At 45.0% G+C, this 25,927-nt stretch carries 20 protein-coding genes and 1 pseudogene; 8 read left to right on the forward strand and 13 right to left on the reverse strand.

Going from position 1 to position 25,927, the window contains the following annotated elements; genetic code table 11:
* Nucleotides 1–14 precede the first annotated feature (14 nt).
* The gene (locus QUB14_RS08425) at nucleotides 15–410 is read left to right on the forward strand and encodes a response regulator (protein ID WP_333216171.1); all 396 of its coding nucleotides are present in this window, start codon (nucleotides 15–17) and stop codon (nucleotides 408–410) included.
* Nucleotides 407–3,013: a PAS domain S-box protein gene (locus QUB14_RS08430; RefSeq protein ID WP_333216169.1), complete on the forward strand. Its 2,607-nt coding sequence runs from the start codon at nucleotides 407–409 to the stop codon at nucleotides 3,011–3,013. Before QUB14_RS08425 ends, QUB14_RS08430 begins: the two co-directional genes overlap by 4 nt.
* Nucleotides 3,014–3,117: 104 nt before the next feature.
* Here the strand turns inward: QUB14_RS08430 and QUB14_RS08435 are convergent, their stop codons facing one another.
* The 6 genes from QUB14_RS08435 to tkt form a co-directional block, all read right to left on the reverse strand.
* Complete coding sequence (locus QUB14_RS08435; RefSeq protein ID WP_333216167.1) at nucleotides 3,118–4,206, reverse strand: response regulator; 1,089 nt, start codon at nucleotides 4,204–4,206, stop codon at nucleotides 3,118–3,120.
* Between the two features lie 125 nt (nucleotides 4,207–4,331).
* Nucleotides 4,332–5,834 carry an ATP-binding protein gene (locus QUB14_RS08440; protein WP_333216165.1) on the reverse strand — a complete coding sequence of 501 codons (1,503 nt, stop codon included), beginning with the start codon at nucleotides 5,832–5,834 and terminating at the stop codon, nucleotides 4,332–4,334.
* A 91-nt stretch (nucleotides 5,835–5,925) separates the two neighbouring features.
* Nucleotides 5,926–6,075, reverse strand: coding sequence for a hypothetical protein (locus tag QUB14_RS08445; RefSeq protein WP_190660989.1), 150 nt, complete (start codon nucleotides 6,073–6,075; stop codon nucleotides 5,926–5,928).
* A gap of 305 nt (nucleotides 6,076–6,380) precedes the next feature.
* The gene (locus QUB14_RS08450; RefSeq protein ID WP_190660988.1) at nucleotides 6,381–6,827 is read right to left on the reverse strand and encodes a response regulator; all 447 of its coding nucleotides are present in this window, start codon (nucleotides 6,825–6,827) and stop codon (nucleotides 6,381–6,383) included.
* Nucleotides 6,828–6,875: 48 nt separating this feature from the next.
* The gene (locus tag QUB14_RS08455) at nucleotides 6,876–9,674 is read right to left on the reverse strand and encodes a PAS domain S-box protein (RefSeq protein WP_333216162.1); all 2,799 of its coding nucleotides are present in this window, start codon (nucleotides 9,672–9,674) and stop codon (nucleotides 6,876–6,878) included.
* Between the two features lie 506 nt (nucleotides 9,675–10,180).
* Nucleotides 10,181–12,196 (reverse strand): transketolase, encoded by a 2,016-nt coding sequence (tkt, locus tag QUB14_RS08460; RefSeq protein WP_333216160.1) that lies wholly within the window; start codon nucleotides 12,194–12,196, stop codon nucleotides 10,181–10,183.
* A 34-nt stretch (nucleotides 12,197–12,230) separates the two neighbouring features.
* Between tkt and QUB14_RS08465 the strand changes: the two genes are divergently transcribed.
* Nucleotides 12,231–12,368, forward strand: a complete 138-nt coding sequence (locus QUB14_RS08465) for a hypothetical protein (protein ID WP_333068296.1) — start codon at nucleotides 12,231–12,233, stop codon at nucleotides 12,366–12,368.
* Here QUB14_RS08465 and QUB14_RS08470 read toward each other — a convergent pair.
* On the reverse strand, nucleotides 12,357–12,569 hold the full coding sequence (locus QUB14_RS08470; RefSeq protein ID WP_333216158.1) for a hypothetical protein: 213 nt from the start codon (nucleotides 12,567–12,569) through the stop codon (nucleotides 12,357–12,359). The genes QUB14_RS08465 and QUB14_RS08470 overlap by 12 nt on opposite strands.
* A 108-nt stretch (nucleotides 12,570–12,677) precedes the next feature.
* Here QUB14_RS08470 and lysS point away from each other — a divergent pair, with 108 nt between their 5' ends.
* The gene (lysS, locus tag QUB14_RS08475) at nucleotides 12,678–14,234 is read left to right on the forward strand and encodes a lysine--tRNA ligase (protein ID WP_333216156.1); all 1,557 of its coding nucleotides are present in this window, start codon (nucleotides 12,678–12,680) and stop codon (nucleotides 14,232–14,234) included.
* Nucleotides 14,235–14,461: 227 nt separating this feature from the next.
* Here the strand turns inward: lysS and QUB14_RS08480 are convergent, their stop codons facing one another.
* From QUB14_RS08480 to QUB14_RS08500, 5 genes are all read right to left on the reverse strand, one after another.
* The gene (locus tag QUB14_RS08480; RefSeq protein ID WP_006632134.1) at nucleotides 14,462–15,061 is read right to left on the reverse strand and encodes a TerD family protein; all 600 of its coding nucleotides are present in this window, start codon (nucleotides 15,059–15,061) and stop codon (nucleotides 14,462–14,464) included.
* Between the two features lie 81 nt (nucleotides 15,062–15,142).
* Complete coding sequence (locus QUB14_RS08485; RefSeq protein WP_333216153.1) at nucleotides 15,143–16,597, reverse strand: TerD family protein; 1,455 nt, start codon at nucleotides 16,595–16,597, stop codon at nucleotides 15,143–15,145.
* 102 nt (nucleotides 16,598–16,699) lie between these two features.
* On the reverse strand, nucleotides 16,700–17,269 hold the full coding sequence (locus QUB14_RS08490) for a TerD family protein (protein ID WP_333216151.1): 570 nt from the start codon (nucleotides 17,267–17,269) through the stop codon (nucleotides 16,700–16,702).
* A gap of 193 nt (nucleotides 17,270–17,462) precedes the next feature.
* Nucleotides 17,463–17,996, reverse strand: coding sequence for a peptide deformylase (def, locus tag QUB14_RS08495; protein ID WP_333216149.1), 534 nt, complete (start codon nucleotides 17,994–17,996; stop codon nucleotides 17,463–17,465).
* A gap of 129 nt (nucleotides 17,997–18,125) precedes the next feature.
* Nucleotides 18,126–19,367, reverse strand: coding sequence for an HhoA/HhoB/HtrA family serine endopeptidase (locus QUB14_RS08500; protein WP_333216147.1), 1,242 nt, complete (start codon nucleotides 19,365–19,367; stop codon nucleotides 18,126–18,128).
* A gap of 208 nt (nucleotides 19,368–19,575) precedes the next feature.
* On the opposite strand from QUB14_RS08500, the gene dnaA reads away from it, so the two are divergent.
* The 3 genes from dnaA to dnaN all read left to right on the forward strand — a co-directional run bounded on the left by dnaA (nucleotide 19,576) and on the right by dnaN (nucleotide 22,830).
* The gene (dnaA, locus tag QUB14_RS08505; protein WP_333216145.1) at nucleotides 19,576–20,946 is read left to right on the forward strand and encodes a chromosomal replication initiator protein DnaA; all 1,371 of its coding nucleotides are present in this window, start codon (nucleotides 19,576–19,578) and stop codon (nucleotides 20,944–20,946) included.
* Between the two features lie 334 nt (nucleotides 20,947–21,280).
* Nucleotides 21,281–21,454 (forward strand): hypothetical protein, encoded by a 174-nt coding sequence (locus QUB14_RS08510; RefSeq protein WP_333216143.1) that lies wholly within the window; start codon nucleotides 21,281–21,283, stop codon nucleotides 21,452–21,454.
* Between the two features lie 236 nt (nucleotides 21,455–21,690).
* On the forward strand, nucleotides 21,691–22,830 hold the full coding sequence (gene dnaN / locus QUB14_RS08515; RefSeq protein ID WP_006632140.1) for a DNA polymerase III subunit beta: 1,140 nt from the start codon (nucleotides 21,691–21,693) through the stop codon (nucleotides 22,828–22,830).
* 108 nt (nucleotides 22,831–22,938) lie between these two features.
* Here the strand turns inward: dnaN and QUB14_RS08520 are convergent, their stop codons facing one another.
* Nucleotides 22,939–24,378 carry an ATP-binding protein gene (locus QUB14_RS08520; protein WP_333216141.1) on the reverse strand — a complete coding sequence of 480 codons (1,440 nt, stop codon included), beginning with the start codon at nucleotides 24,376–24,378 and terminating at the stop codon, nucleotides 22,939–22,941.
* A 1,110-nt stretch (nucleotides 24,379–25,488) separates the two neighbouring features.
* On the opposite strand from QUB14_RS08520, the pseudogene QUB14_RS08525 reads away from it, so the two are divergent.
* Nucleotides 25,489–25,770: pseudogene (locus QUB14_RS08525) on the forward strand (permease); the annotation flags it as partial.
* Between the last annotated feature and the right edge of the window lie 157 nt (nucleotides 25,771–25,927).

The following is a 25,927-nucleotide window of genomic DNA, read 5'->3' on the forward strand; positions in this document are numbered from 1 at the left end:
GAAGGAAACTAGCGATGTCTAAACCAGCAATTTTGTGTGTTGACGATGAAGTAGGGGTGTTGCAAAGTCTGGAAATTGAACTGCAACAGGCTTTTAACGGTAAATATCTTTGGGAATTTGCTGAAAGTGCTGCCGAAGCCCTAGAGATTATTGAAGAGCTATCTGAAGCTGAGGTTAAGATTCTAGTGATTGTCTCTGATTGGTTGATGCCCGGAATGAAAGGAGATGAGTTGCTAATTAAAATTCATCAAAAATATCCGCAAATTGTGACAGTGATGCTGACGGGACAAGCAGACCAAGAAGCCATCGAACGAACAAAAATTCAAGCAAATCTTCATGCTTTCATAGAAAAACCCTGGCAAAATCAAGAACTAATTGAAGCGATTAAGTCGGGTCTAGCAAATTTATGAAAAAACCAGTCATTATTTGTGTCGATGATGAGCAGACTATACTCGATAGTCTGGAAATAGACCTGCTAAAAGCCTTTGAAGATAAATATTTAATTGAAACGGCCCAAAGTGGCGAAGAAGCTTTAGAGTTGCTGTCCGAACTTTTAGCAGAACAGTATGAAGTTCCTTTGGTTATTTCCGATCATATTATGCCTAGTATGAAAGGAGACGAACTATTAAGGAGCGTTCATGCTATCTCGCCGAACACTCTCAAGATTATGCTGACGGGGCAGGCAGATTTGGAGGCGGTAGCCAATGCTATTAACTATGCTAAATTGTACCGATATATACCTAAACCTTGGCAATCTGATGACTTAAAGTTAACTGTTACTGAGGCCATATATAGATATTTTCAAGATAAAGAGTTAGTTCAAAAACAAATAGAACTTCAGGAAATGAATCAGGAGTTGGTAAAATTAAACCGCAAGCAGGCAATGCTGATTGCCAAACTCCATGAAAACGAAAGTCGCTTGACCCAATATCTAGAAGCTATGCCATTGGGCGTATGTGTACTTGATGCAAACGGGCAATCTTTCTACGCTAACCAGAAGGCGCGAGATGTATTTGGCAAAGGCACTGTGCCGCATATTAATTCAGAGCAAAAAGCAGCAATTTATCAATTCTATAAAGCCGGGACTAATCAGAGATGCCCCGTGGAAGAATTGCCAATTATGCGGGCGCTTCGGGGCGAAAATGTGCGGACTGAAAGTGTAGAAATTCGTACAGCTAATAAGATTATTCCTGTAGAGAGTTGGGCAACTCCAATTTATGATTCTACAGGCGACATTTCCTATGCGATTATTGCTTTTAGTGACATAACTGAACGCAAGGAATCTGAAGCGGCGCTAATTCAAGCTGAAGAGAAGTATCGCGGGATATTTGAAAATGCTCTAGAAGGTATTTTTCAGACGACGCCGGACGGACATTTTATCAGTGCGAATCCTGCTCTGGCGGAAATTTACGGCTACGATTCTGCGTCAGAATTGATAGAAAGTATGAATAATATTCAGCAGCAATTGTACGTGGAACCGAACCGCCGTCAAGAGTTTCTGGCGCTGATGAAACAGCACGGTACTCTGTGTGAGTTTGAGTCTCAGGTTTACTGTCGAGATGGCAGCATTATCTGGATTTCTGAGTATGCACGCACAGTTTATGATGCTAACGGTGAAGTGCTTTACTATCAGGGTTTTGCTAAGGATATTAGTTTGCAAAGACACGTGGAAGTGGAACGAATCAGGTTTACTAATGATTTAGAAAAAGCTTTGGCAGCCCAAGAAAAGTTAAATGAGGCACTGTTAGAAAACGAAAGCCGATTGACTCAATTCCTGGAAGCGATGCCCGTGGGAATATTTGTTGTCGATGGTAAGGGTAAACCTTTTTACATGAATTCTTGGGGGGAAAGGATACTAGCCCAAGGTTTAATTTTTGATGGGGGTACTGACGAATTTCCGGAAGCTTATCATTTTTACGACGCTGGAACTAATCAATTGTATCCGAGGGATAGCCAACCGATTGTTCGGGCGTTGCGGGGAGAATTTGTGCGTATGGACGATCTAGAAATTCATGGCTCGGATCGGATTGTGCCGATCGAGGTTTGGGCGACTCCAATCTACGACGAACGAAAAAACATAGTTTACGCCATAGCTGCTTTTCAAGACATCACGGAACGTCTAGAGGTAGAAACAGAGCGCCGCCAATTCACAGAGGAGTTACAAAAAGCTTTAGCAGCGGAAGAAAAATTAACAGATGCTTACGGGCGGTTTGTGCCGCACGAATTTCTCCACTTTCTGGGATATGAAAGTATTCTGGAAGTCAAATTAGGCGATCAGGTGCAGAAAGAAATGTCGGTGCTGTTTTCAGATATCCGCGATTTCACTTCTCTTTCGGAAAGGATGAATCCCGAAGAGAATTTTCAATTTATTAATGGTTATTTGTCGCGGATGGAACCGGCAATTACTGACAATTTTGGTTTTATTGATAAATACATTGGCGATGCGATTATGGCGCTGTTTGATGGCAGTGCGGACGATGCGGTGAAAGCTGGAATTGCCATGCTAGAAGAGCTTAACGAGTATAATATTAGTCGTAATCAGGTCGGTTCCCCGCCGCTGCAAATTGGCATTGGCATCAATACGGGTTCTTTGATGTTAGGCACGGTGGGCGGCCAAAGTCGGATGGACAGCACGGTGATTAGCGATGCGGTAAACTTAGCCTCCCGCGTGGAAACTTTGACGAAAGAGTATGAGGTTTCGATGTTAATTACTCACAATACTTTTATACAGTTAAACGAGTTTTATGATTTGAGGTTGATAGATCGCGTAGCAGTTAAAGGCAAATCGCGAATGGTAACACTTTATGAAGTATTTGCGGCAGATCCGCCAGAGTTACGACAGAAAAAGTTAGAGACAAAGACAATCTTTGAGCAAGCTTTGGTACTCTACAATAGTGACAAGTGTGGCGAAGCTATAAGATTGTTTTCGGCCTGCTTGGAAATCAACCCTAATGATAAGGTAGCTCAAATTTATCTGCAGCGGTGTCTGAAAGGAGCGATCGCTCCTGCATAATACCCTTTGAGAGTTGAGATTTGAGAATTGGGAATGAGTTATGCCATAAGGGTTGGGAGTTTGCCTACAGTTTTATTCTTTTTGGAAACTGGTATAATCATTGTTTAGACAGGCAGGGAAACGCAAACTATGGTTTCTTGCTGCGGTAAACTTTCTATTTTAAATTCTCCTCCGTGCAATTCTACAAGGCGTTGAACAATAGCCAGGCCCAATCCCAAACCTGCTTGTTGGTAAAGTTTGCGATCGAACTGCCTGTAAGCTTCTAGCTGTGCAATCTGATCGGCAGTCATGCCGCGGCCTTTGTCTTTGACAGACAGAATAAAAGTCTGATTTTCGACGAAAGTGCTTAATAAAATCGGTGTTCCTTCTAATGAAAATTTGAAGGCATTGTCCAATAGTTCTTCAACAATTTTTGCGAGTCTGACAGAATCCATAGCTACCGACGAATCTTGCAAGTTTAATTCTAAATCTTTTGTTCTACTCGCGTGTTTTGCTTGCTGCCGCGCTTTTTGACTCAGCAAAGATTTTACACAGCTAAATTCGCTATTTCGCATCTCCTTTAGCAGTTCGGGATTTGTGGCTGCTATCTCCAGTTCTGCATACAGCAAAAAGTTCTGAATCAGTCGATACAAGCGATGACCGGAAGTTTGAATTTGACCGATCATCTCTAAGATATCTGATTCCTCTAAGACCTGATATTCTGACAGAATCAGCTCAGAAAAACCTAGGATTGCATTCAAAGGAGTCCGCAATTCGTGGGGCAGCGACATACTAATATTAGTGCGTAATTCGTCTAGCGTCTTTTGAGATTGTCGGCTAATTGTTTTTTGTTTTTCAAGTCTAATAGCAATGGCTTTTAGCAGTTCTTGCGGCGTACACGGCTTAGTAATGTAATCGTCAGCTCCCAGTTCCATGCCCGTGCGAACGTCAACTTTATCGGCTTTGGCTGTGAGGAAAATAAACGGAATTGTGGCAGTCAAGGGTTCGGAGCGCAAAGCTTTGATGACGCCGTGACCGTCTACTTCCGGCATCATCATGTCGCACAAAATTAAATCCGGGATTTTTTCGATCGCCAATTTGATGCCGACTTTGCCGTTAATCGCTCCTATTCCTTCAAAATTCTCGGCTTCCAGCAACTCTAAAATATTCTCTCTAATCGCTTCTTCGTCTTCTATTACCAAAATCTTAGCCACGGTGATAGCTCCTTTTAGTTAGTAGTTTGTTGGAAAATTCGGGGTTCAGACACTTGATAAGTTTGTTTGTTAGGCGCTTAATTAATCGTTAAGTAGCGGATATGTATAGTTGATAATTCAGTTGGTTATTGATTGGGAGGGCAAATTAGAGGCAAGGTAATAGTGAAAGTTGTGCCTTTTCCTTCTTGACTGTCGATCGCGAGTTGGCCGCCGTGAAGTTCCACAGCCCTCTTCACAATTGCTAAACCGAGACCTGTTCCCGAAATATTGCCGACATTTGTAGCTCGGTAAAAAGTTTCTAATATCCGCTCTCGATCGGCTTGGGGAATGCCGATGCCCTGGTCTTGAACTTGGAAAACAGCTTCTTTGTTTTGGCAGTTGAGGTGCAAGGAAACTGTACTGCCGACAGGGGAATATTTGATGGCATTTGAGAGGACATTTCCCAAGATTTGCTGCAGCAGTTTTTCATCCATTTGAGCCTCGCAGTTGCCGCCTTCATATTGAAAGGCGATCGGGTGTTGGTTGCTGTCGTTGAGCTGCTGCTCTTCTACCAGTTGACGGCAAAATTTTTCGAGGTTTAAGGAAACCGGTTGAAACTGCAAGGTATTGGCTTCGATTTTGCCAATTACGAGGATATCTTCTAATAACTCTGTCATGCGTTTAATTGCTAATTGAATCCGCACAAAATGAGTAGATTTTTTATCTTGGGACCACTGAGAACTGTAATCTTGCAGCAATCCAGCGGAAAATTGGATGGTTGTCAAAGGTGTGCGGAACTCGTGGGAAACCATTGTGACAAATTTAGCTCGCAGTTCTGAAAGTTCCTTTTCTCGTGCGAGGGCTTTGAGAATTTCCGCTTCTGCTCGTTTGCGATCGCTAATGTCACGGGCTTCAGCAATCAGCAGCAAAACTTGTCCTGTCTCATTTTTAACAGGTTTCAGTGAGAAATCAACTGTCATAATTTGGCCACTTTTGCCTAACAAGTCGATTTCGCTGCGGAAAAACTCGCCGCGACTTGCTTTGCCGATCGCGCACTGCAATTGTTCAGAAACCTGTGGCGACTGGGCCCAAATCGCCATTTCCCACATCGGGCGGCCCACAATACCCTCCGATCGCAATCCGGCAAAATCGAGGGTTGTCTCGTTCACTTCCAGCACAATTCCTTCGGGAGTCAGCAGCTTGGTTAGCTGAAATGATGAGTCAAAAATCGCCCGAAAGCGGCGCTCGCTTTCCCGCAGCATTTGAAAGGTTTGAGAACGTTCGATCGCGTAGCGGATCGTCCGTACTAATAATTGAGTAGTAATTTGACCTTTAACAATATAGTCTTGAGCTCCCAAGCGAACTGATTCGAGGGCGATCGCCTCATCGTCCAAGCCTGTCATTACCACCATTGGCACATCAGGAGCAACTTCTCGCAGGCGAGTTAGGGTTTCCAAACCGCGGCTGTCCGGCAAAGAAAGGTCGAGCAAAACTACATCAAAGGATTGTTTGCACAGTTGTGCGATCGCCTCATGGAGGAACTCAACAGACACCAGTTCCCACTCGACGCCCACAGATACTTCTAACAGTTCTGCAAGTAAATCAGCATCAGCAGGATTGTCTTCTACTAACAGAATCTTAATCCACATAGCTTAGACGTTTTTGACTGTAAAATTTTTACTCTACCAATCTTAGGTTAAACTTTTCCGCTTTCCCATGCAATTTTCAACTTGAAAATTATTATTTGGGAACTATCACCACCAGCCACCAATCCTTAATCGATCTCACCAGCTTAGCGACTTGACTAAAATCGATAAGCTTAGTGATGTAGTACCGGGCTGACAGGGCATAAAACTTGAGCATCTCTTCATCGACTGCTGAGGTTGTCATAATTACCACCGGAATCATTTTTAACTTGAGTGCTGAGTTGATTTATATCAATATTTTCAACTGTTTTTTTTAGGCCTAATCAAGTTAAGCAGAATTAAATTAGGACGAGACTGCGAACAGAAAAGCCTGCTTATTCAATAAAATTCTTGCCTATACCATATCTTATACTATTTGCAAATGGTTAAAAATTGGCTGGTCGCCCGCTTTTATAAAGTCCATTCAGCCTCGCTGAGCAAATCATCCACCAGCAGAATTTTCATAGGTTAAAAGTTTTTAGAAGGCTCATAAGCAAACCATCTGTTCGTTTAATTTAGAGGAAGTTTGACGACTGCCAGCCAGAATTCCTCAATTAACCTGACTACTTTAGTAAATTCTACGAAGTCTACCGGCTTGGTTATGTAACAGTTGGCGTGGAGCGAGTAGGACTTAAAAATATCTTCTGGAGCTGCTGAAGTGCTGAGAATCACTACAGGAATTAATTTTAAGGTTGGGTCAGTTTTAATTTCTTCTAGCACTTCAATACCGCTTTTTTTCGGCAGATGCAAATCGAGCAAAATCAAATCGGGACGAGGTACCCTAAGATAGGGTTCTTTTCGGCGCAAAAACTTGATTGCTTCGACTCCATCCTCCACAAAATGCAAGTTATTCAATATTTTACCCTGATTGAGGACTTCTATTGCCAAATCGGCATCGCTGGGAGAATCCTCAATCAGCAGAATCTCTATAGGTCTAACAGTGCTTCGATCGCTCATAACCGGCGTATCCTTTAAAGTATAAAAACAACATTGAACTTTGAGGCTTCAGGTACTAATTATAGGAATAGTGAAGTAAAAAGTCGCTCCTTTTCCCTCCTGAGATTCCACCCAAATCCGACCGCCGTGGCGTTCAACAATGCGCTTGCACATCGCCAAACCTATACCAGTACCGGAATATTGGCGGCGGGAGTGCAGGCGCGCAAAAATGATAAAAATGCGATCGGCATACTGCGGATCGATGCCAATGCCGTTATCGCGGACACTGAACACCCATTCGCTCTCTTGCCTGCAGGCAGCGATATGAATCAACGGGATATCTTGGCGACAAAATTTGATGCTGTTGGCGAGCAAATTTTGGAATAATTGCACCAGTTGAAATTCATCCGCCATGACGGTTGGCATCGCGTCGCAGGTGATTACAGCTTTTGTTTCGGCGATCGCAATTTGCAAATTGCACATAGTTTGCTTAACCACAGCCTTGCAATCGGCCTGCTCAAACTCCTGACCCCTCGTTCCCAGGCGCGAATACGCCAACAAATCGTTAATTAGCTGCTGCATTCTGGTGGCGCCATCGACTATATAATGAATATACTTATCTGCGCGATCGTCCAAATTTCCTTGATAGCGCTGGGCCAGCAATTGAGTGTAACTGGTAACGGCTCGGAGCGGTTCTTGCAAATCGTGGGAAGCCACATAAGCAAATTGTTCTAATTCCTCGTTGGAACGCTTCAAATCTTCTGTAAGTTGCAGCATTTGCTGCTCTGCTTCTTTGCGGCCTGTAATGTTGTAAACCAAGGCGCAACAAGACAGCAGATTACCCTGAGAGTCCATGACTGGACTGGTAGACATATGAGTCCAAATATCTTTGCCGTCCTTACTTTTGAATTTAAATTCCTGTTGTTCAGCAATACCTTGCTTGCGCCGCTCGACATTATCAAGAGCTTGTGGTTTTTCCGGTTCGTCCATGAAATCAAAAAGCGACCGCCCGAACATTTCTAATTCACTATAGCCGAGCATTCGCGCCATTGCATGGTTCACGTAAGTAGTGAGGCCATTTCTGTCAATTACCCAAATACCTTCTTCTGCTAATTCAACTATTTGCCTGTACTTGAATTCGCTTTCCTGCAAAGCTCTTTCAGTTAGTTTCCGCTCAGTGATATCTTTCATAAAACAGTGGTGGCCGTTAAATATCCCTTGTGCGTCGCAAGCTTTTACCATCGTTAATTGCTTGTAAAAAAACGAGCCATTTTTCCGAACGCCTCTAGCTTCAACTTCTACTTTGCCAGAAATTAGCATTTCCTGATAAGCTGAGATCATCATCTCAAGATCGCTCGGATGTACGGTGGGCTGCCATTCCATGCCAAGCATTTCTTCCGGTTCGTAACCGCATTTATGAGCGTAAGCTCGGTTAACCTTCACGTAGCGTCCCTCAATGTCCAGCCGCGAAATGCCTTCCACCGCATTTTGCATGGCACTGGTTAGGTCGCGCAGCTCTTTTTCAGCTTGTTTGCGATCGCTAATATCCTGACCGATACCCAAAAAACCGTTAATATTTCCGTTACTGTCAAATAAGGCAGTCACCGACAGCAGTACCGGAAACCGCGAACCATCTTTGCGAATGTAAGTCCATTCATTTTCGTCAGCGATTTTCCGGGACGGCAAGGCAAAAAACGCTTCCATTCCCGGCTCTATTTTCACTGCCAATTCTTGAGAAAGAACTTCAGCTCTTTTAGCGACCTCCAGAGGATCGTGAATTATTGCTACCGTGACTTTCCCCACCACTTCTTCTTGCGAATAACCTAAAAGTTGCTCTGCCGCCCGATTAAATGTTTTAATTGTACCGTCGGGATCTGTAGAAATAATTGTGTAGTTAGCGCTATTAAGAATTGCATTTTGCAGTTGCGTCAATTCCAACAAAGTGAGTGCTATTTTTTCGCGGTAGGCTATTTCTTTTTGCAATGTCTGGTTAGAAATTTCAATTTGAGCAGTGCGCTCAGCAACTCGATGCTCCAGAGTTTCATTGAGCCGTCGATTTTCCTCTTCTACCTGCTTGCGTTCTGTAATATCAGTAATAGTACACACATAACTTTTAACCTCCCCATTTTCTCCGATTTGACCGACAGCTTGACCGAATACCCAAATGATTTGAGAGTGATTAATGCCTTGAAAGCGGTACTCAGATTTAAACGGCAATTTCTCCTGCGTGGGGCTATACCATTCAGTAAAAACCCGATCGCGGTCGTCTGGATGAATGCCTTGCAACCACCCTTTGCCCAAAGCTTCATCGCAGGTAATTCCCGAAATTTGACACCAGCGCTCGTTGACATACAAGCAGTCTCCTACAGCATCTGCATAAAATATTCCTACCGGCGAAGCTTCAGTTAAAGTTTGATAGCGAGCTTCCGTTTCTCGGCGCTCCATAATTTCTTTTTGCAGTATTGAATCGATCATCCCTAATTGAGTTGGACTGAGGAGAGTTAATGCTTGGGGAACTAAAGGAATTAATGCAAAAGCGGTGTAAGCAGAAATCGCGGCGGTAATAATTTTCAGACTGCCAGAAACCCAATAAACAGGATGCCAAAGCGTCCAAACTTCCATTATATGAGTAGTGCCGCAAGAGATAATAAACGCTGCAAGCAGCCAAAAGATGTTACGGAAGGGCAAGTCTTTTCGCTGACCGATAAAATAAATTAGGGATAGCGGTATTGAATAGTAGGCCAGGGCAATTATAGAGTCTGACACTACGTGGAGCGCGACTAGCTCTCGCTGCCAAAGGTAACAGTAGCCTTGAGGAATATAATTCCCGGTGAATAACAGGTGATTTAAAAATTTCCAAATCATCATAAATGGAATGGGTAATCGAGAATTGGTAATTGGTAATTGGTAATTGGTAATTGGTAATTAGTAATTTAACCCAATGACTTATAACCTATCTCAAATTTTTGAAAGATACAGTCTTTAACGCACCGGGGGCTAAAAACCCGGTTTCTGGTTAGATGCCTTGTTGCCAAACCGAATATTGTCGTAGAAACAGGTTTTTCTTCCGTAACTCTTAATATAGCAATTCTCAATGATGCGCGAGCTGTAGCGAGCTCTAGGTTGGGTAGAACGAAGTGAAACCCCATATTCCCATTTTAGATTTTAGATTTTAGCTTTTCCTTCCTTCTTCCTTATCTTCTAGATAACTAAAGCCTTCTCTCCTAGATAACTAAAGCCTTCTCTCCTAGATAACTAAAGCCTTCTTCCATCCATCTGTTACATCTGTTACATCCGTTGCCGAACTTCTTCCTTCTTCTATAAAAAATGGGGCGAGCCAGAAGCCCGCCCCACCAAAAATTATGCTGCTGCTATTAACCCAACAGCGCCTGAGCCTTAGCTACCACATTATCAACGGTGTAGCCAAACTTTTCTAAAGCAACGGGGCCCGGTGCAGAAGCGCCGAATGTGTCGATGCTTATGCTGTCGCCTTCGGAACCCAAATAACGTCCCCAGCCGAAGCTACAAGCTGCTTCAACTGCCAACCGTTTAGTAACAGCTTTCGGCAGTACAGATTCGCGGTAAGCGGCATCTTGTAAGTCAAACAATTCCCAGCAAGGCATCGAAACTACGCGCACTTTATTGCCTGCGGCGCGCAATTTTTCAGCGGCATCAACGCAGAGGTATGTTTCGCCGCCGGTGCCGATTAAAATGATGTCGGGAGTGCCGCCGTCGTCAGACAAAATGTAAGCGCCTTTGGCAGTTCCTTCGATCGAACTTCCAGCCAAGTTGGGCAGATTTTGGCGCGACAGAGCCATTAAAGTTGGGCGAGTGCGGCTTTCAACTGCCACTTTGTAAGCGCCGGATGTTTCGTTACCATCCGCAGGGCGCATTACCAACAAATCGGGAATTACTCGCAGAGAAGCGATAGTTTCCACCGGTTGGTGAGTGGGGCCGTCTTCGCCCAAGGCTACGGAGTCGTGAGTCATTACGTAAATAACTCCAGCTTCCGAGAGTGCAGAGAGGCGAATTGCTCCCCGCATATAGTCAGCAAATACCAAGAAAGTGGCGCAGTAAGGAATTAAACCGCCGTGCAGAAGCATACCGTTGGCGATCGCACCCATGCCGTGTTCCCGCACACCAAAGCGCAGGTTACGTCCTTCGTACTGACCTTTTTGGAAGTCTTTTTCACCCTTGAGCAAAGTCATGTTAGAAGATGCCAAGTCAGCGGAACCGCCGATCAATTCAGGTAGGACACCTGCCAAAGCATTCAAACATTTTCCAGAATGATTCCGAGTCGAATCTGCCTTATCTTCCGGGTTGTATGTCGGCAAAACTTTATCCCAACCTTCAGGAAGTTTGCCGGCAACCGTGCGCTCATATTCTGCAGCTTCTGCAGGATATGCTGCTTTATAAGCATCAAAAGCTTTCTGCCATTCTTGCTCAGCTTGAGCACCGCGATCGACTGCTTTGCGGAAGTGTGACAAAGCATCCTCAGGAATCTCAAACGGTGCGTGTTCCCACTTCAAGAAATCGCGAGTTGCTTGCACTTCATCGGTACCCAAAGCAGCACCGTGAGCGCTGTAGGAATTGCGCTTGTTTGGAGAACCGTAACCAATGACGGTGCGGACTTTAATCATGGACGGTTTGTCCGTGACTTTTTTGGCTTCTTCAATAGCTTTGTGAACTGCTTCTAGGTTAGTATCTTCGTCTAGAGCGGTATTGTCTACTGTAATAACGTGCCAGTTGTAAGCTTCAAAACGCTTGCCCACATCTTCAGTAAAGGCCAAGCTTGTGTCGCCTTCAATAGAAATGTGATTGTCATCGTACAAGGCAATTAATTTGCCGAGTCCGAGGTGTCCGGCCAAAGAACAAGCTTCGGCAGAAACACCTTCCATGTGGCAGCCGTCACCCAAAATTACATAGGTGTAGTGGTCAACAATTGTGTGGTCGGGCTTGTTAAACTTAGCAGCGAGGTGAGCTTCTGCCATTGCCAAACCGACGCCATTAGCAATTCCTTGTCCCAGGGGGCCGGTGGTAACTTCTACGCCTTCGGTCATGAAGTTTTCGGGGTGTCCGGGGGTTCTGGATTCCCACTGGCGAAATTGCTTGATGTCGTCGAGGGTGACGCTATCGTAGCCGGTCAAGTACAGGAGGGCGTACTGTAGCATACAGCCGTGGCCGGCGGAGAGGACGAAGCGATCGCGATTAAACCACTTCGGGTTTTTGGGGTTGAACCGCATGAACCGATCCCACAGCACGAAGGCCATAGGGGCAGCGCCCATCGGCAGTCCCGGGTGTCCTGATTTTGCTTTTTCTACCGCATCGATGGCCAAAAAGCGGATAGAGTTGATGCAGAGTTCTTCGAGTGATTGGGTTGCAACAGCCATAATTATGGTTTTTATATGTTAAGAGAGAGTGTGTGTGGTCGATTCTGACAGAGGTGCGATGAGCCGAGTTCGATCGCTCGCGTTTCTGCTGTTCAGTTTCTATGGAACTGCCGTGAGGCTGCACTACATATCATCTCACCAGTTGCGATCGACAGACAACTTAATTTTTTAATGTTTCGGTCGCTTTGTGCACTCGATCGCAAATTGTTATCGGAGATATTTCTGGGGCGAGTGCGGCTCTGTGCGATCGGGCTACGAGAGGATGTAACTTATTATTTGGCAAATTGGCTCTCAAAGCCGCCCAGTTATGATAGAGTTTGGTGTTTCTGACATCTTGCAGCTTTGTCACGAACAGGCAAGATGCCTGTTCCACAAAGAGTGAATTTTCTTGTGGGGCGTTGCTTTGAGCAACGCCCGATCGCACGATCGCCAGAATAGTGCAAGATGTCAGATATTTGTAATTTTAATCAGGCAATAACTAATGACTCTCAGTGAAGCCGAAGTCCGCAGTCAAAAAGTAGACGAACTGCGATCGCAAGGCATAGAACCGTATCCCAGTGAATCCTACGCGCGATCGCACACAGCCAAGCTTGTTCGCGAAATATTTAGTCAGCCGGGAAAAGAACTCGAAAACGGAGAAAGCGACCCCGAAGAAATTCCCCTGCGATTAGCCGGCCGCATCACTTCCAAGCGAGACAGCGGCAAAATTGGTTTCATCGATTTAAAAGACGCCACAGACAAGATTCAACTCAAAATCGAGAAAGCAATCGTCACCGGCGAAGTCGGTTTGAGCTTTGAACAAATTAAAAAATTGCTCGATGTCGGCGATTTTGTCGGCGTCGAAGGTATCGGCTGCCGCACCCCCAGGGGAGAACTTTCTATTTTAGTGAGGGAATTAAAGCTTTTATCAAAAGCTACCATTCAATTTCCCGATGCTTATTACGGAATTAACGACCCCGAAGTTTGCCGCCGTCACCGCGAAATGGATTTGGCAAGCAACCAAGATGCGCTCAACCGTTTTATGCTTCGCAGCCGCATCGTTCAAAGCATCCGTTCCTATCTCTGGCAAGCCAATTTTTACGAAATAGAAACGCCAACACTGCAAGCTATTTACGGCGGTGCTGCAGCTAAGCCCTTCATCACTCACCACAATGCTTTGGATGTGGATTTGTATTTGCGAGTGGCTCCCGAATTATTCTTAAAAAGAGCAATTTGCGGCGGTTTCGAGCGAGTATTTGAACTAGGGAAAGCATTTAGAAATGAGGGCATTGACAGCACCCACAATCCGGAGTTTACCTCTTTAGAAGTTTACCAAGCTTATGCTGATGTTTTCGACATTTTAACAGTTGTCGAAGACGTGATGTGTTTTGCCGCGGCGGCGGTATTTGGGGATGTCAAAGAAATTGAAAATCAGGGGGAAACGATTAGTTTAGAACGCAAGTTCGACTACAGCGAAAAATATCCCGGTTTCAGTGGCAAACACTGGCAAGTGAAAACGATGGTAGAAGCTGTCAGAGATGAGTTTGGGCTGGATTTTGACACTTTGGACTTGGAAAGTGCGATCGCTTCTGCAACCAAACTAGAATTGCACCTGTCTAAGTTAGAACAACAGAGTTTAGGCTACGTGCTGTATGCAGTTTTTGACAAATTAGTGGTTCCCAAACTAATTCAACCTACATTCATTATCGACTACCCTGTTGAAGTCAGTCCCTTAGCGAAAGGACATCGCAGCAAGCCGGGATTTGTAGAACGTTTCGAGCTATTTATCAACGGTACAGAATACTCGAACGGCTTCTCAGAATTGAACGATCCGAAGGAGCAAAGAAAGCGGTTTGAGGAACAGTTAGCGCAGAAAAATGCCGGCGATGACGAAGCGCATCCAATGGATGAAGACTTTATTCAAGCGCTATCTTTGGGAATGCCTAACTGTGCGGGAATGGGTATCGGCGTAGACAGATTGGTGATGCTTTTAACTAATACTCAAAGCATCCGAGATGCCGTCATGTTCCCGACAATGCGGCCTGTTAAAGATTCGTAAAATATTGTAGGGGCGGGTTTTACAAACAATATCTAACTCAAACAAACAGTCTCTATAAACCCGCCCCCACCCACAAATAACCTACATCAACCTTGACTTCGATCAAATACGAAAAATGTTCATTGCGATTTACCGTTGGGTGGGGGCGGGTTTATTTATATCGTCAATTATTGACTAATATTGTTGGTGAACCCGCCCCTACAAGCCTCAATTTAACGAATTTGATATCACCGCATAAACGAACCGACAACACCGTTCAAATCTTCAGCCAAAGGATTTCCCAAAGCCTTAAACTTCCACTCGCCGCCTTCTCGATAGACTTCTCCCATCAACATATTTAATTTTCCTTCATAAGATGGGTCATTTGACAAGCGATAGCGAGCTATTTCTTTCCCGGCGGCATCTACAGCCCTAACAAAAGCATTTTGTACCAGACCAAAATGCTGTTTTCTCTCTTTCCCATCGTAAATATTTACGCCCAAAATTATTTTGTGATATTGTGCTGGCAAAGAACTCAGTTTCACCAATATTTGTTCGTCATCTCCTTCTCCCTCACCAGTGAGATTGTCGCCTGAGTGAACAACTGTTTTGTCATTTGACTCCAAATGAGAGTAATAAATTACATCTTCTTTGTAGTTCTTTAATTTGCCATTTTCTCCCAGCAGCAGAGCGTAGGAATCTAAGTCAAAATTTGCCCCGCTGCTGCGGCCGAAAAGACCTTTTTTAGCTTGCGCTACATCCCAGCCCAAAGCCATTGTTAATCGGGATAAGTCGTATTCGCTTTTGCTGAGAACGATCGATTGTCCTTTTGTCAAGTTGATAGCCATAGTTTTGTGATTGTGTAAGGTTTATTGTGAAGTTGAATGATTGCCCTAAGCTAGCATTTTGTTGGCAGGCAAAAGCTGTTTCTAGGGTAAGAGATTTTTGATTCGTGCTGATTTTACCCAATGCGGATATTCGGCGGTCAACAAATCGTATAATTCCTCATCGGCAATATGTTCCGGGTCTTCTAAACTGAAGAAATCGGCGTTGTCTAGGTAGCGAGCGCCCATTTCGTCAAGCTGTTCTAAAAAGCTAAAATCGCTGGCTACGGATCTTGCTAACCACCCTCGAACTCCCTTACTTTTGACATCTTTCTGCGACGTGCCGATCGCCATAAACTGCCAAAATATCGGCTCATAGGACGACCATTGTAGCTGCTGCTTGCTTTCCGACTCGTCCGCAGTTTCTCCATCAGTTACAAACATCACGTAGACAGGTCGATCGGCTTTCATAGCTGCGTAGCGCCTGCTACCGCGACCATCAGGAAAATAGAACTTTCTAATTTCCTTCATCACTTTACCGTAGTAAGTACCTGGTTCTAAAGGATACTGTTGCAGTATATGGTAGATGAAGTTTGAGAAATTGTCGATCGACATTTCACCGGGATTGTGGGGGTTGACTCCAAACAGAAATATGTCGATCGATCCGTTGTCATCAAACCGACATCCCAAAGCCAAAATCTTCTCTGCCAAACGCTGAATTTTTCCTGAACGGTATAGGGAAGACATGGAAGCAGAAATATCGAGGCAAAGCGCTACTTGAGCATCGTGATTTGTGAGATTTGCCTTTTTTAGCGAGATATCGGCTTTCTTAGCAAGATTGAAAATGTGCGGCGCTTTCTCCTGAAGCTTTTTGTCTAATGCTATAGCTTTCTGACTTTTGTGGCTATCTTCAATAACTGGTAATTTAGGCAGTTCTACTGTAATTTTTGCTGGCTTTTCTTGCTGTTGAATCTCAGAATGATACTTGTCAACAAAACTCTGCAACCCTGCTTTATATCCTTGTCCTACGGCCTGAAATCTCCAAGCTGCATCTTTTTTATACAACCGTCCGAACTCGACTGCTGTTTCTTCAGAAAAACCTTCTGTTAAATCATAGCGCGCTAGTTCGCTGCCGGTTTGGCGATCGTACAATCGGATAAAAGCATTTCTGATTTGGCTAAAATTTTGATGTTTAGCTTGTGCGTCGTGAATCGTGACCACAAAAACCATTTCCTCAACAGCAGCCGTTACTTTTTCTAAGTCTACATAAATTGTCTCGTCATCCCCTTGAGTTTGACCAGTTTGATTATCTCCCGAATGGGCGATCGCTCCGTCCGGCGACTGCGAGTTATTGTAAAATACAAAGTATCTTTCATCGGGAATTTTGCCGTCCGAACCTAATGCAAAAACCGAGGCATCGATATCGCAGCTTTGCTGGTTTGAGTCCGATAAACTTCGTTCAGTTGCTATTTCCCATCCCAGGGCGATCGCAACTTTTGTTAAAGTTGGAGATGTTTTAGAAAGATTAAATCTTTCGCCCTTCTTTAATTGAATTCCCATCTGGTTTATCACCTCATGAGTCTGATTGCTTAAAATCGAGGGAAACATTCCTGCTTCCGAATTTTCCCTCGATTTATTTAGCTAGGAGCGATCGACCTTTTATCAGGCGTACTTATCTACAAAGCTTTGCAAGCCGGAATTGTAGCCTTGTCCTACAGCTTGGAACCTCCACTCACCGTCTTTCTTGTAAAGTCTGCCAAACTCTACCGCTGTCTCCCTAGAAAAATCCTCGTCCAAATCGTACTTCGTTACCTCTGTATTAGTAGTAGTGTCGTAAATCCTGATAAAAGCATTCCGCACTTGACCGAAGTTTTGCCTTCTCGATTCTGCTTCGTGGATAGTTACCACAAACACAATTTCTTCCACCGCCGGATCGACTTTAGTTAAATCGACGGTAACTGTTTCATCATCGCCAAATCCTTCTCCGGTTCTGCTATCTCCCAGATGTATTACAGAAGTGTCCGGCGACTCCTTGTTGTTGTAGAAAACAAAGTATTTTTCGCCAGGAATTTTGCCAGTAGCTCCCAACATAAACACGGAAGCATCTAAGTCAAATGCTGCGCCTGTGTCTGTAGCATTGGTATCCCATCCCAAACCAATCCCGGCATTTTTCAGCCCGGGTGCTTCTTTAGAGAGATTGATTCTCCCGCCTTTTTCCAAATTGATAGACATTCGCCCTCCTGCGTGCAAAATCTGTAATATTACTGATAACAATTATACAAACTGTCTGAGCAGCTTGACAAATTGCTGCTGCTAATCGTCATCGATTTTCGATTTTCGATTTTCGATTTTCGATTTTCGATTGGATAATTGAAGAATTGGCCCTGCGGATGAATCCGGGGGCTTGTACGCTGGATGCTTTTGCTTAGAGTAGCTTGACAAATTGTTGCTGGTACTCATCTTCTGTCATCAGTTCGTGGGTACTTTCCACTCTGTCTAAAAACACGATTCCATCTAAATGGTCGTGTTCGTGTTGAAAAATTCGGGCCACAAAGTCTGTCAATTCTTGTCGGTGGAGTTTGCCGTCTCTACTGGTGTATTCTATCTCGATCGCCCTACTTCTGGGCACCAATCCCCGAATCCCCGGAATGCTCAAACAGCCTTCCCAGTCTTTGACTGTCTCTGTTGATGCAGCCACAATCCGGGGATTAATCATCGCTGTGGGTTCCATGTGGGGTGCTTGGGGATACCGCAGGTTGGGACGGGATGCGACGATGAACAGGCGATCGGACTGAGCCGCTTGAGGAGCGGCAATCCCCACTCCGTTTGCCTGCTGTACTGTAAAGATTAAGCTGTCAATCAACTGTTGAATGCGATCGTCCTTAATATTCTCGACAACTTGCGACGGGCGGCGCAGTACAGGATTTCCTAATTGCGATATTTGTAAGAGTTCTGCCATAGTTATTGGTTAGTGGTTATTGGTTAGTCGTTAACTACTGACAAATTATTATTTCCTTCTTCCTCCTTCCTTCTTCCTTCTTCCTTCTTCCTTCTTCCTTCTTCCTTCTTCCTTCTTCCTTCTTCCTTCTTATCTAACTTTTTGAACCGGTAAACTCCCCGTTTTAACAGTCAAATTAACTATTTGCCCGTTGCGGTTGATTTCCATTTGCAACAGCCCGCCAACCTTAGCATTTTGCACGAACTCCTGAACAGCTTCCGACTGAATAATTGGCTGATTGCTAATTTTTTGAATCACATCTCCAGCCCGCAAACCGGCTGCTGCTGCCGGAGAATTAGGAACAACGCTAACAATAGCCACACCCCGATCGACTGCAACTCGCAGGCTGCTGTTAGCGTTGCTGTTAATTTGCTCCTTAACATCGGGAGTCAGCGTCGCCATTTCAATTCCCAAATAAGCGTGTTCGACTCTCCCCGTCGCAATCAGTTCCTTCGCCACCTCTTGCGCCGCCTGAATGGGGATCGCAAAGCCCAATCCTTGAGCACCTTGAATAATCGCCGTATTCATGCCAATAACTTGGCCCGAAGCATTCAGCAGCGGGCCGCCGGAATTCCCCGGATTAATTGCAGCGTCTGTTTGAATAAAACCGACCCGCTTGTCGGGTACGCCCACATCAGAGCTCGATCGCCCCGTAGCGCTAATAATCCCCGCAGTTACGGAATTGTCCAAACCCAAAGGATTGCCGATCGCGATCGCCCATTCCCCAGACAACAGCTTATCCGAATTGCCGATCGCCACCACAGGCACATTATTCGCCTCAATCTTCACCACAGCCACATCCGTTACCTTATCCGCCCCCAACACCCGCCCCTGATAGCTGCGACCGTCCTTGAGAGTTACATTTACCGTATCGGCTCCCTCTACAACGTGAGCGTTAGTGAGAATCACCCCGTCGGCACCGATGACAAAACCCGAACCAGTGCCGCGTTCGATCCCGCCCCGGCCACCCGAATTCGGTTCTATGCCAAAAAAATCTTCCGGCGACAGGCCTCTATTTCCCGGTTTCACCGGGCGCGAAGCATCGATCCGAACCACTGCCGGGCCAACTTTTGCCACGGCAGCCACAATAAAATTCACATTAGTCCCGTCGCCCGACAAGGAAGCCGGCGGCAAGACTTTGCTAACTCGATCCTTTGTATTAGGAGGCAGTTGCAATTTAGGTTCCAGCGCCCTTTGTCCCGAATCGCCAGAATTTGCACGAAATTGAGAAACCGTCAGACGATCGCCCAACATGGCGGCCCCGGCTCCCGTTACCAGCAGCAATATGTAAATTGCCGGTTGCTTCCAAAATTTGCCAGTAGAACTCTTCATTGCCATGTTTTAAGGCTTTCCTGCCAAATCTAAATATTTGCCGAGCCGCTCCCCGATACCTGGTTTGGACTGCTGAGCCGCCAAATTTGTGGGCGATGGCGTCCCGCCCCGCAAGCTACGGCAGACTCCCTTAAACTTTAGCATCTGAGGACTAAACTCTCTAGACTGTAGAATTAATATCTTGAATGCCGATCGGCAGAGGTGAGCAGTGGACATTCCCCTCGAAAGTCTGTGGAATCAGATACTTGAACGTCTCCAGGTACAACTGAGCAGACCTAGCTTTGAGACGTGGATCAAAACTGCCAGGGCCGAACAACTCGAAAATAACTGTTTGATTGTCAGCGCCCCCAACCCCTTTGCTCGCAATTGGTTGCAAAAATATTACGTCAAAACCATTGCCGATGCAGTCTACGAAATTCTCGGCTATCCCGTAGACATTTACTTGACCATTGCCGGAGGAAACGAAACAGGCGGCAGCAGCGATTCCGCCATGATTTGGCCCTCCCCCATCGCCGATATCCCGGAAAGCCACTCGCTTCACCCCCCCAAACCCGCCAATTTAAACCCGAAACACGTATTTTCCCGCTTTGTCGTCGGTTCCAACAACCGCATGGCCCACGCAGCCTCCCTCGCGGTAGCCGAGTCTCCGGGCCGAGAATTCAATCCCCTATTTTTGTGCGGTGGCGTCGGTTTGGGCAAAACTCATTTGATGCAGGCGATCGGTCATTATCGCTTGGAAATTGACCCCAATGCCAAGATTTTTTACGTTTCTACTGAGAAATTTACTAACGATTTAATCGCTGCCATTAGGAAAGATAGTATGCAAACTTTCCGCGATCATTATCGAGCAGCCGATGTTTTGTTAATAGATGATATCCAATTTATTGAAGGCAAAGAATACACTCAAGAAGAATTTTTTCACACTTTTAATACTTTGCACGAAGCCGGAAATCAAGTAGTTTTAGCTTCCGATCGCCCGCCGCAGCAAATCCCACGCCTGCAAGAGCGTCTGTGTTCCAGATTTTCCATGGGATTAATTGCCGACATTCAATTGCCAGACTTGGAAACTAGGATGGCGATTTTGCAGAAAAAAGCTGAGTATGAAAATATGCGTCTGCCGCGAGATGTCATTGAATACATTGCTTCTAGTTACACTTCCAATGTTCGGGAATTGGAAGGTGCTTTGATTCGGGCGGTAGCATATCTTTCAATTACCGGTTTGCCGATGACCGTGGAGAATATCGCCCCGGTTTTGAACCAGCAAACTGAAAGCTTAGAGGCGACGCCAGATGCAGTAATTGCAGTTGTGGCTGAGGAGTTTGATGTTTCTGTTGAAGATTTGAAAGGCATTTCTCGCAGGCGAGAAATTAGTCTGGCCCGTCAAGTAGGGATGTATTTAATTAGGCAGCATACTGGTTTGAGTTTGCCAAAAGTTGGCGAAGTGTTTGGCGGCAAAGATCACACGACTGTGCTTTACAGTTGCGACAAAATTGCTCAGTTGCGGAACACTGACCCGAATTTGGCTCAAACTTTGCGTCAGTTGAGCGATCGAATTAATGTTGTCAGTCGCAAAACTTGAGAAGAAGTCAATTGATTTTAGATTTTAGATTTTAGATTTTAGATTCAAGAATTGAAGCATTGACCCCACGGATAAATTCGGGGGGCAAGTTTCATCGGATACAGGTTTTTTATTTCTGGACGGATGAATCCGGGGGGTTGTATCCTGGATGCTTTCGGTAAGTTGTCAGTTGTCAGTCAGTTGTCAGTCAGTTGTCAGTCAGTTGTCACACCAATGACTCTATGCAGCGATTTCCAGATCCGCATCATCGAAGGGGTAACTCTCCGATAACAGACAATCTCTATGCGTAGCAGCTTGCCTGTGGAAAAACCTGTGGAAAAGTTGCCCTCGGTTTGTGGAAAACTTTACTCGATCGCCCGAAACAGTTTGTGCACAAAAATGGGCGGGCGATCGACCGCAACAGCTTTTCCACAAGTTTTCCACAGGTATTTATTACCTAGAGGTGATGCCCAGCCAGCAGTTAGCTTTTTTTTCCACAGTTTCCACAGGGCGATCGATACAAAAATAGTTCAATAAATTAAAAAAAACAGGCGATCCCTGCGTACCCTACACAGATAGTTCGCGACGCGCGCTGACTTCAGAAACCCGGTTTCTACGAAGATTTCTCGTTTTTACAGACAAAATTTTGCCTAGAAACCCGGTTTCTAGCCCCATGTTTAAGCCCTGACAGAGAAAAACAGACCCGCTGGCTTTCTGTGATACGATTTGTTTCTGTTTCAAATCCGGTTAATTAACCTTCCTACCATGAAATTGGTTTGCACCCAAAGTGACCTCAACGCCAACCTCTCGTTGGTAAGTCGGGCCGTTCCCTCCCGCCCGACACATCCGGTACTCGCCAACGTGCTTTTAGTAGCGGATGAGGAAAATCAGCGGGTTAGCTTGACAGCTTTCGATCTCAGTTTGGGCATTCGTACCAGCTTCGCAGCAGAAGTAACAGGCGGCGGCAGTTTTACAATACCCGCTAAATTGCTTAACGATATTGTTTCGAGACTCCCAGATGGAGAAATTACTTTAGAAGACGAAGCGGGGGACACCGTAGCATATCTCACTTGCAGTTCTGGCAGCTACCAAGTTAGAGGCATGGGCCCAGAAGAATTCCCAGAATTGCCCGCAATCGAAGCCGGAACAATCCTCAAATTGCCGCCGGAAGCCTTGATAGAAGGACTCAAAGGAACTTTATTTGCTACTAGCCCCGACGAGGCAAAACAGGTACTTGCAGGCGTGCATTTAAAGGTATTGCAAGATTGCTTGGAGTTTGCAGCTACAGACGGCCACAGATTGGCAGTAGTTCAAACTGCAAATGAAAAAGCTGAAGGCGAAGAAACCCAAGAAGAATTTGAGGTGACAGTCCCCGCTAAAGCATTGCGGGAAGTAGAAAGAATGCTGGTGATGCGCCAGTGGACTGAACCTGTCACCCTGCATTTTGAACACGGTCAAGTAGTGTTTGAATGGGCAGACCAGCGGCTGACAACCCGCACCTTGGAAGGGCAGTATCCCGCATATCGCCAGTTGATTCCGCCGTCTTTTGAGCGGCAAATTACCTTAGAAAGGCGATCGTTCTTAGCCGCAGTAGAAAGAATTGCCGTTTTTGCAGACCAAAAAAATAATATTCTCAAATGCAGCATCGACGAGGAGAATCAGGAAATTACTTTGTCTGTAGATGCTAAAGATGTCGGCTGCGGTAAAGAGTCAATGCCCGCACAAATTTCTGGAGACAGCATAGATATTGCTTTCAACGTGAAATATCTGATTGATATCTTAAAAACGGCTCAATCCCCAGAAATTCAACTGCAATTAAACGGTGCTTTAGCCCCGGTAATTTTCCAGCCTTTGGGTGGAGTCAATGCTACATTCTTGGTGATGCCAGTTCAGCTTCGAGCGTAACCGATTAATAGGGGCGGGTTTTACAAACAATCTCCGGCTAAAATTGCTCGTCTAATAAACCCGCCCCCGCTTGAACGGTAAATCGATATCGACCAGTCCCCCAGACCTTCAAATCAATGGCAACAAAATTTCAAATTCCGTACCCGTACCGGGGGTTGAATGCAAATTTAACTTGCCTTTATGTTTTTCCGTAACAATTTGATGGGTAATTGCCAACCCCAAACCAGTACCTTTGCCGGCGGGTTTAGTAGTAAAAAACGTCTCAAAAATCCGCCGCTGAATTTCTGGCGGAATTCCCGGCCCGTTATCGGCAATTCTGATGGCTATCCAAGCGTTATTTTGATTATTTTCGCCTGCTTCGGGGCTGAAACCGACGTTTTGGGTGGCGCAGGATAGCTGTTTTGAATTTTGTCGATCGCCCATAACATAATTTTGAATTAATTCCGAATTCACGCAGTCTCCGTCAGAACTGTCTATTACCTCGGTTTCAATAGTAATCGCAGGCACAAAATCTTTTTCTTCTTTTACCTCTTCCAAAGCGTCGATCGCATTGCTGATGATATTCATAAATACCTGGCTCAACTGGCCCGAGTAACACTTGAGTAAAGGCAAATCACCATAGCTTTTAACTACTTCAATTCCGTACTTGAGACGGTTTTTCATAATTAGCAGCGTACTGTCAATACATTCATGGATGTTAGCTTGTTTTAAGTGGGTTTCGTCCATGTGAGAAAAGGTGTGGAGGCTGGTAACGAGTTCGGTCAGCCTCTGTGATGAAACTTTCATACTTTTGATAATTTCCACCCAATCTTCTTGCAAAAAATCAAATTCTATGTGTTTTTTGAGTTGGTTAATTTTTTCGTTTTCACCCACAATGTGTTCGTAAGCAGACAGCAAGTCCATGATGTCTGTGGAATAGTTGGACAAAAAGCCTAGATTTCCGCTGATGCAGGTGACGGGATTTCTAATTTCGTGGGCGACTCCAGCTACCATCTGCCCCAAACTGGCTAGTTTTTCGGTTTGAATTAGTTGAGATTGAGTTTGCTGCCTCAGCAATTTTGTCGCTAGTTCGTGAATGTTGGATTGGGCTACTAACAGTTCGTGTACATCTAGCAAAGTATAAGTTTGAGGCGACACTTGAACTACAATCGGTTCGTAAAGCAGTTCTTTCGATCGCAACAGCGACTTCCTGGCTGCATCCACGATTAAAGTATTGCTGGGAAAAATTAAACTCTCAGTTTCGGCAAAGCGGTACAAAGCCCTCACAGGTCGCTTTAAAAATAATTCTCGCCCAAAAGGACGGCTGATAAATTCTAAAAATCTCCGCCGGGAAATCATACCAGCAAATTCACCTTGATGGGTCACAATGACTCCCGGTAACAGCGGATTAGCTTCTAACATCTGAGAAATTCGCATTCCCCAATCCGTAGCCTCTACATGAAAATCGTAAAGCGACAATTCTTGGAGAGTAGAGTCTAAACAAAGTGCTCCTAGGTCAGCCTCGGAGATGGGTGGAACTGGTCTTTCTACGCAGGAGGTATTCAACATAAATTCATCAGTACGCTTTTTTGGGGTTATATTGGCTAGCAGACATTCAGCTACCCAAGGTCAGCAGGTAAGTTGCTGAGTGCTTTGACCGGGATCATCCTGACAAACTGCTTTTTTAATTACACAAAAAACTGACTGTAGTAAATGGAATTTTACCACTTAAAGTATGAGGCAATATTAAGTATCACTGAGATAAATGCGCCCTGGCTAGGCCTGACTTTATTTTAGACTGACTTGAGGGGTATTAACGCTTGGTTCGACTATTTAATTATTCATTAACCTTGAGTTATTTTTTTAACCTTGTGTTAATAAAATTATTAAGCTGAAAAATATCATTAATGGACAAGAGAGGAAAATCGGAATTGCCCGATCGCCCACCCGATGCACCCCGTCAGGAGACAAGTTAAAAGCAGAAATAGGGGCGATCGCGTCCCGGAGTTTTAGCTTGCTAAGCCCGATGGCGGGACGCCTTGCAAGCTAGGGCATTTGAGGCGATTTCATCCCATCTCCCCGATCCGGTACTCGCAACCCCCCGTAACGTTCAGCCAGCGACACGCCTGCCAGTGCGTCCCCTATAGGTTTGTAGTGAAAACTAAAGTCATCGCTACAAACCAATTTTATAGCAATCGTTATATAAAACAGTTAGGGAGCATCTCATATTTGTAAAAACACTTCTTCTTCCTCCTTCCTTCTGACTCTTTCCTCCTGGCTCCTGGCTCCTAACTCCAATTTTGGGCTGGGCTGCTTTCATTGAGATGTTCCGAAAAGTTAGCCTCGCCCGCAATCTGCAAAATCTGCCTTGGCATTTGTTCTACAATCAATTATTGTTAACCGAAAGACCCATCAAATCTGCGACGGTTTGCCGAGTCAATTATTGATTGGCTGTACGAGGCGGATATGAAGAAAACTTCAGTCAAATTCAAACAAGTTTAACCAGTCCAAATCATTCAAGGCATCAGCATTGATTAAATTAGAACATCTACAAAATCCAGCAAAAAAAAGGCTAAAAAAAATTAACTGGCTCTTAACTTAGTGCTATGCTTTGGTATGATCTAGAAGGAGTTCTACCAAAGACGTATAACTAAATAGCAATCTACCAGTAGGTGATCGATGCAACCCGCCCTCACGAACCAGTTAAACAATGCTTTTACCCTTTTTCTCAGCTTGTTAGTAGAAGCAATACCTTTTCTGCTGCTGGGAGTTTTATTCTCAGGGTTGCTGCTGGGGTTTGTAGACGAACGCAAACTCGTATCCCGCATCCCGCGAAACCCGCTACTGGGGGCTTTGATGGGCAGTTCGATCGGCTTTTTGTTTCCCGTGTGCGAGTGCGGTAACGTGCCCGTAGCCCGTCGGCTACTGATGCAGGGAGTGCCCGCACCAGCGGCGATCGGCTGCTGTGAGCGCTCAAAGATGTCAAATGGGTTCTATAAGCCTGTATTTAACCCAACCTACAATCTGGAAATGGAGGTTTTTCGGGGTCAGGATGTGGAATATCTAGTTTCGGATCTGCTTCTTTTGGTAACAATTGCGCCGCTTAGAAAACTTTTAA

The sequence above is a fragment of the Microcoleus sp. B3-D2 genome, assembly GCF_036705345.1.
Classification (GTDB): domain Bacteria; phylum Cyanobacteriota; class Cyanobacteriia; order Cyanobacteriales; family Microcoleaceae; genus Microcoleus.

Bases quoted from the DNA above. Each gene is read 5' to 3' on its own strand.
- QUB14_RS08425 (WP_333216171.1), top strand. From the start codon at position 15: ATGTCTAAACCAGCAATTTTGTGTGTTGACGATGAAGTAGGGGTGTTG.
- QUB14_RS08430 (WP_333216169.1), top strand. From the start codon at position 407: ATGAAAAAACCAGTCATTATTTGTGTCGATGATGAGCAGACTATACTC.
- QUB14_RS08440 (WP_333216165.1), bottom strand. From the start codon at position 5,834: ATGTGGATTAAGATTCTGTTAGTAGAAGACAATCCTGCTGATGCTGAT.
- QUB14_RS08445 (WP_190660989.1), bottom strand. From the start codon at position 6,075: ATGACAACCTCAGCAGTCGATGAAGAGATGCTCAAGTTTTATGCCCTG.
- QUB14_RS08450 (WP_190660988.1), bottom strand. From the start codon at position 6,827: ATGAGCGATCGAAGCACTGTTAGACCTATAGAGATTCTGCTGATTGAG.
- QUB14_RS08455 (WP_333216162.1), bottom strand. From the start codon at position 9,674: ATGATGATTTGGAAATTTTTAAATCACCTGTTATTCACCGGGAATTAT.
- tkt (WP_333216160.1), bottom strand. From the start codon at position 12,196: ATGGCTGTTGCAACCCAATCACTCGAAGAACTCTGCATCAACTCTATC.
- lysS (WP_333216156.1), top strand. From the start codon at position 12,678: ATGACTCTCAGTGAAGCCGAAGTCCGCAGTCAAAAAGTAGACGAACTG.
- QUB14_RS08480 (WP_006632134.1), bottom strand. From the start codon at position 15,061: ATGGCTATCAACTTGACAAAAGGACAATCGATCGTTCTCAGCAAAAGC.
- QUB14_RS08485 (WP_333216153.1), bottom strand. From the start codon at position 16,597: ATGGGAATTCAATTAAAGAAGGGCGAAAGATTTAATCTTTCTAAAACA.
- QUB14_RS08490 (WP_333216151.1), bottom strand. From the start codon at position 17,269: ATGTCTATCAATTTGGAAAAAGGCGGGAGAATCAATCTCTCTAAAGAA.
- def (WP_333216149.1), bottom strand. From the start codon at position 17,996: ATGGCAGAACTCTTACAAATATCGCAATTAGGAAATCCTGTACTGCGC.
- QUB14_RS08500 (WP_333216147.1), bottom strand. From the start codon at position 19,367: ATGAAGAGTTCTACTGGCAAATTTTGGAAGCAACCGGCAATTTACATA.
- dnaN (WP_006632140.1), top strand. From the start codon at position 21,691: ATGAAATTGGTTTGCACCCAAAGTGACCTCAACGCCAACCTCTCGTTG.
- QUB14_RS08520 (WP_333216141.1), bottom strand. From the start codon at position 24,378: ATGTTGAATACCTCCTGCGTAGAAAGACCAGTTCCACCCATCTCCGAG.